General features: G+C 66.0%; 8 protein-coding genes. All 8 read right to left on the bottom strand.

The features are described 5' to 3' along the window. Window positions 1-223, bottom strand: a 223-nt coding sequence (locus tag GZ997_RS10045; RefSeq protein ID WP_162679787.1) for a helix-turn-helix domain-containing protein, incomplete at its 3' end; no start/stop codon positions are given. Window positions 224-229: 6 nt separating this feature from the next. Further along, window positions 230-871 carry an AAA family ATPase gene (locus GZ997_RS10040; RefSeq protein WP_203234183.1) on the bottom strand — a complete coding sequence of 214 codons (642 nt, stop codon included), beginning with the start codon at window positions 869-871 and terminating at the stop codon, window positions 230-232. Window positions 872-894: 23 nt separating this feature from the next. Beyond that, complete coding sequence (locus GZ997_RS10035; RefSeq protein WP_162679785.1) at window positions 895-1,740, bottom strand: class II fructose-bisphosphate aldolase; 846 nt, start codon at window positions 1,738-1,740, stop codon at window positions 895-897. A gap of 88 nt (window positions 1,741-1,828) precedes the next feature. After that, window positions 1,829-2,266, bottom strand: a complete 438-nt coding sequence (locus GZ997_RS10030; protein ID WP_162679784.1) for a hypothetical protein — start codon at window positions 2,264-2,266, stop codon at window positions 1,829-1,831. Window positions 2,267-2,276: 10 nt separating this feature from the next. Further along, window positions 2,277-3,569: a PTS sugar transporter subunit IIC gene (locus GZ997_RS10025; RefSeq protein ID WP_162679783.1), complete on the bottom strand. Its 1,293-nt coding sequence runs from the start codon at window positions 3,567-3,569 to the stop codon at window positions 2,277-2,279. After that, the gene (locus GZ997_RS10020) at window positions 3,566-3,874 is read right to left on the bottom strand and encodes a PTS sugar transporter subunit IIB (RefSeq protein ID WP_161923541.1); all 309 of its coding nucleotides are present in this window, start codon (window positions 3,872-3,874) and stop codon (window positions 3,566-3,568) included. The genes GZ997_RS10025 and GZ997_RS10020 overlap by 4 nt, the downstream gene beginning before the upstream one ends. Before the next feature lie 58 nt (window positions 3,875-3,932). Then, the gene (locus GZ997_RS10015) at window positions 3,933-4,388 is read right to left on the bottom strand and encodes a PTS sugar transporter subunit IIA (protein ID WP_162679782.1); all 456 of its coding nucleotides are present in this window, start codon (window positions 4,386-4,388) and stop codon (window positions 3,933-3,935) included. Between the two features lie 192 nt (window positions 4,389-4,580). Beyond that, on the bottom strand, window positions 4,581-5,405 hold the full coding sequence (locus tag GZ997_RS10010; RefSeq protein WP_161925242.1) for an alpha/beta hydrolase: 825 nt from the start codon (window positions 5,403-5,405) through the stop codon (window positions 4,581-4,583). Window positions 5,406-5,491 lie beyond the last annotated feature (86 nt).

Genomic DNA, 5,491 nt, shown 5'->3' with positions numbered 1-5,491 from the left:
CCCCGGCCGGCGCCGGCCGTAGGCGTACCCGCGCTAAGGCGCACGCATCCAGGCGGTAGCCGGAGTGCGATGAGGCGATCACCCGCCCGTAGTGCTCACTGGCGGCGGTCACGTAGTTGCGGATGGTGCGGGTGGACACTCCCAACCGCGCCGCGAGCTCGCCGGAGGAGAAGGGACGTGGCTCCTCGGAGAGGATCTGCAGCAGATCCTCGAAACTCGTCATGACGGTTCAGCTCCGTGCGGCGATCCAGTCGAGGATCGCCTTATGATCAACGGCGTCCAGGTCCGTGGCGTCCACCTCCAGCAGTTCGCCGAGCCGGAAGGTGTCGTATCCGCGCGTGGTGCAGCGCCGGTAGAACTCCTCACGGGTCAGCAGGCCGCTGGCCCTGCTGCGATCCGTGAGCGAGTCGCCGCGATGGTACCGGTCGACGATGTGTCCCAGATGCCGTGAGGGATCCAGGTCCCGCCGCTGCTGGCGTTCAAACAGCACCTCCAGGTCGGCGGTCAGGCGGATTGTCAGCGCGGTGGCGCCGTGGCGCTCGCACAGTGTCCGCAGCGTCGGCAGCTGCTTCACGCTGAACGGGTAATCGGACAGCACCATCGGACCGTGTGAGTCGTCATGCATGACCCTACTGCGCGGGGCAGGACTCAACGCGGCTTCAATCTCATCGAAGAAGATCCCTAGTGCTCTGCGCTCCAGGGCCTGCTTCTGCTCGAGGTCGTCGAACCCGTGCTCCTCCCACAGCTTCTCCTTGATGTCGTCAATGGACACCTGCGTGCAGCCCGGGAAGCGTTCCCTGATACGCGCGCACAAGTAGCTCTTGCCGGTGCCGGGCAGGCCCGCGACCAGGACCAGGATTGCTCCCCTCACCGCAGCCTCGTAGTCCGCCGGGTTCATTCGGGACGACGCCCCATGAACAGCGCGATCTTGTGGGCGACGGTCTCGCCGACGACGTCGTTGCAGGGCACGATGTTGTTGCGCAGTGAGCTGTTGACCTTGGTGGCCCCGAAGGTCTCCTGCGCCTTGCGGGTCCAGCCGACCAGCAGCTCGGTGCCGACGTTGAACTTGCGGATGCCCTTGGCGGTCAGCTCGGGGTAATCCGCCTCGTCTACGCCGGTGCCGCCATGTACCACCAGGGGCACGTCGACGGCGTCGTTGATGCGGCCCAGCAGGTCCAGGTCGATCCGGGTCTTCGACTTGAACTGGCCGTGGTTGGTGCCGATGCTGACGGCGAGCGCGTCGCAGTCGACCTCGGCTAGGAACTGCTGGGCCTCCTCCGGCTGGGTGTACTTGCCCTCACGGTTGCGGATGCCCTCCTCGGTGCCGCCGATGGTGCCGATCTCTGCTTCCACGGAGACCCCGTGCTCGTGGGCGAAGGCGACGACGCGGCGCGACTTGGCCACGTTCTCGGTGAAGGGCAGCTGGGAGCCGTCAAACATGACCGAGGAGTACCCGGCCGCGATGGCGTTGCGGATATCGGTCAGGTCGGTGGCGTGGTCCAGGTGCAGGGCGACGTCGACGATCTCGTCCTCGGCCATCGCCCGGCACACCGCCACCAGGTTCTTCATGCCCACATAGCGGGCGGTGCCGGGCGAGGTCTGGATGATGATCGGGGAGCCCAGATCGCGGGCGGCGCGAATCATGGCTGGGACCATTTCTAAGTTGTGGGCGTTGAAGGCGCCGACGGTGTAACCCACGCGCTGGGCCTCGGCGAGCATCGGGGTGATGGGGATATACATTGGTTGTTTCCTTTTGGGACTTGACGGGTGAACGATTACTGCGGGCTACCGCGGGCGATGCGCCCTGTGCGCGGCGCGCGGCGCCTGCTTAGAACTGCGAGCGCATGACGCGCTTGGACAGGGCGGTCAGCTCGTCGAGCTTCACGGTCCACTGCTGGATGGCGGCGTCGTCGCGGGACTTGGCTGCCTGCTTCAACTGGTCGTTGTAAAGCGTGAGCAGGCCGTTGTAGGCCGGGCCGAACTGCTCGCGGATCGCCATGGATGCCTCGTAACTGCCGATGGCGGCGGTGGCATCGCCCAGTTCCTGCTGGACGCCGCCGAGTTCGTTGAGGAGCTTGATCCGCGCCTCGGGATCGGCCTGTTCCTCCAGCTGTGCGGCCAGTGCGGCGGCGCGTTCGCGCAGGGCCTCCTGGTCGCCGGCGGCGGGTGCCGCGGGGCTCGCGGCGGGCTTGCCTGCCTTGACGCCGTCGGCGGGCTGCGCGGACCGGCGCTCATCCTGGCTGCGGTTTCTGCGGAATAGTCTCATCTCGTAGGCCTCACAGTGCGTTCATGATCGGGCGGACGATGTAGGCGAATAGCAGTCCGGCGGTGATGGTGTCGACGTCGGTCGCGGACAGGTTGGGGAAGCCCAGGTTCATGAAGGTGGTCACCAACAGCGCCGGCAGCAGCGTGATGAACAGGCCATGCACCACGCCGCCGATGATGGCGCCGCGGCGCCCGCCGACGGTGTTGCCGAAGATGCCGGCGGTGCCGCCCGCGAAGAAGTTCGTGAGCATGCCGGGCACGATCACCGCGAAGCCGACGGCCGGAAGGGCCACCATGGCGATCAGGGTGCCGATCGTGGTGGTGATGAAGCCGATGACCACCGCGTTTGGGGCGTAGGGGAACAGCACCGGGCAGTCCAGCGCGGGTTTGGAGTCGGGCACCAGCTTCATGGAGATGCCGCGGAAGGCGGGGACGATCTCGCCCAGCAGCAGCCGCACACCGGCCATCAGCACGTAGACGCCGACGACGAACTGGATGGACTGCAGGAAGGCGTACATCATGTAGTTCATGGTGCCGACGTCTTCCGCCACCGGTTCGGGGCCGGCCACTGCCGCGACGATCAGGAACAGGGGAGTCATCACCACGGCGAGGGACATGTAGGTGTCCTGCAGGAACTCCAGCGAGCGGGGGAGCTTGATGTCCTCCGTGGAGGGCTGCTTCTCGACGTTGCGCTTGCGCACCAGCCAGGCGACTCCCGCTTCTACGAGGTAACCGATGGTGCAGAAGTGCCCCAGTGCGATCGCGTCGTTGCCGGTGATGCGGCGCACGATGGGCTGCGCCAGGGCGGGCATGGCCACGCAGAAGAAGCCGCCCACCACGCTGGCGGCGAGGATGAGGCCGGCGCCGCGCAGTCCGGCGGCGTAGCCGAAGATGACGGTCATGGTGGACATCCACAGCAGGGCCTGGCCGGTGAGGAAGATGTACTTCCACGGCGTGAAGCGCGCCAGCAGGATGTTGACGATGAAGATGCCCAGGAAGGCGAGCGCTATCTGCCCGCCCAGGCCCATGTTGTTGGTGGCGTAGCCGTTGACGGCCTCAATGCTCGGCACGATTCCGGTGGTGTGGAATGCCGCCTGAAACATCACGCCGAAGTAGGTCAGCGTGGTGACCAGCACGGCGGATCCCGCCGAGAGCACGTAGAAGCCGAGAATGGTCTTGAACGTGCCCATGATGACGGCGCCGACACCCTTTTTCTGCAGGATGAGGCCGAGCATGGCGATCAGGCCGATGATGATCCCGGCCTGGGTGAGGACGTTGTTGATAATCCAGTTGATTACGCTCATGCCTGGGCCGCCTTCTCCTGCACGACCGGGAGGAGCTTGGCGGCAATCTCGGTCTTGTCTACGATGTTCTTCAAGAACACGAACGAGATGCCGGGGTCGAGCTCGTACTTCTCGATCGTGGGCTTGAAGTTCTCCGCGGATACGATGATGTCCGCGCGCACGCCAGGAATCCCGGAGATGGCCTCGTGTCCGAGGTTGGCGCGGACGCCCGCGGCGGTGAGGACCTCTTCGGCCTCCATCTGGCAGGCCAGGCTGCTGCCGAGCCCGGCGCCGCAAATGAAGTAGATGTCGAGTGGTCTGGTCATGGGATACTCCTTCGTGTCTTGACCTTGTGGCGTGAGATGGGATGCGGCGAGAACGGGGTCAGCGGCCGCCACGGAGGATTCGCTGGAACTCTGCGACGGTGCCGGCTGCTACCAGTCGTTCCTGCAGAGGCCGATTGCCTGCAATGGCGACGAATTCCCGGAGTGCTTTGAGGTGGGAGTCGTCATCGACGGCCGCCAGGCAGAAGACAATGTCGACGGGGTCGTTCTCCGGATGGTTGAAACTGACGGGGTCCGCCAGGGTCATGACGCTCATCGCCTGGCGCACCACTCCCGTCTCGGGCCGCGCGTGGGCGAGGACCAGATGTGGCGAGAGCACGATGTACGGGCCGAACCGGTCGACGGCGTCGATCATTGAGTCGACATATGCCGCGGTGATGGAGCCGTCCGCGAGAAGCGGCTGGGCGACGGCGGCAATCGCCTGTTGCCAGGTCGTCACGTGCTGGTGGATGATCACGTGATCATCGGTGATCAGGTCGGTCAGTGCTGTGCTCATGCGTTTGGTCCTCCGTGCGCATGAGTATCGAAGCGAGCGGTGTGAGCTGGCCAACAGAAGTTTTTCCGCCTCGGGGGCGCCCTGGCGGAAAAAGCGGGCGGCGTCCGTGCGCTCGGCGATTCCAACCGACCTCGGTGCGTAACGTCTACCGACCTCGGCGGGGTGGGAGAGGGCGCAGGTGCGCGGCGTGGCTCACCGCAGGCGGCGGGTCACCCACTCGGTACTCAGGCGGGCGATCTCGTTTGCGGCGTCGTCTCCCTCTGCTTGCACCTGGTGCAGGCGGCTGCCTTCGGGCAGCAGCGGGAATGCGGCGGCAGCTGCCTCGGCGGTGTCGGGCATCTCCTCGCTCAGAGCACCGTGCAGCATAAGGATGGGCCAGGGCAGGTCGGCCATGGTCTTATCGGGCGACTGGAGCGAGACATCGGCGAGAGTCTCCTTGCTCACTACGTCCCACTCGCGTGAGTTCGGGTTGTCGTCGGGTAGGCGCGTAAGCCCGTGCCGGTCCAGTTCGTCGAGCTGCTCGGGGGAGAAGACGTTCTCCCACAGGATCGACTGCGGGCCGACTACGGCCCCGGCGACTACTGCCGTGCGCACCTGTGCGGGGCGGGCGAGTAGGGCGGCGGTGGCGCCGAAGCCGTTGGCGTGGATCGCCTGGCGGACGTAACCGCGGTTGGCAAGCCAGGCGGATACCGCTTGTAGGTCCTCGATCTCGCCGGCGAGGGTGATCACGTCATCGTCGGACTCGCCCAGCCCGGAGAAGTCGAACTGGAGCGTGGCCAGGCCCGCGCGCCGGTACTGCTCCGCCAGCTTGTCCAGGCGGTGCTCCAAGCCGTGCTGGTCGGTGAGGAAGTCGTGGGCGAGGATGACAACGCCTTCTTCGCGCGGCTCGACTGCCTGACCGCTGCGTATGGCGGCGTCATCGAATGCGTCAGGGTCGAATGGGGCGGCGCCATCGGGCAGGCGCATCGTGGCGGCTAGGTTGATGCCACGGGCAGTGTCGATGCGCAGATTGGCCATGGCTCCCATGGCTTCAAGTTAGGTCAAGGCCTCCCGTAAGTCACGGGTGCAGGGCCTGTGACCAGGCCGATTGCGCTGCCAGCGTG

It is taken from the genome of Actinomyces sp. 565 (genome assembly GCF_010365615.1).
Lineage (GTDB): Bacteria > Actinomycetota > Actinomycetes > Actinomycetales > Actinomycetaceae > Actinomyces.
Note: the sequence above shows the minus strand (reverse complement) of the source record. Positions and strands in the feature narration are given on the sequence as shown.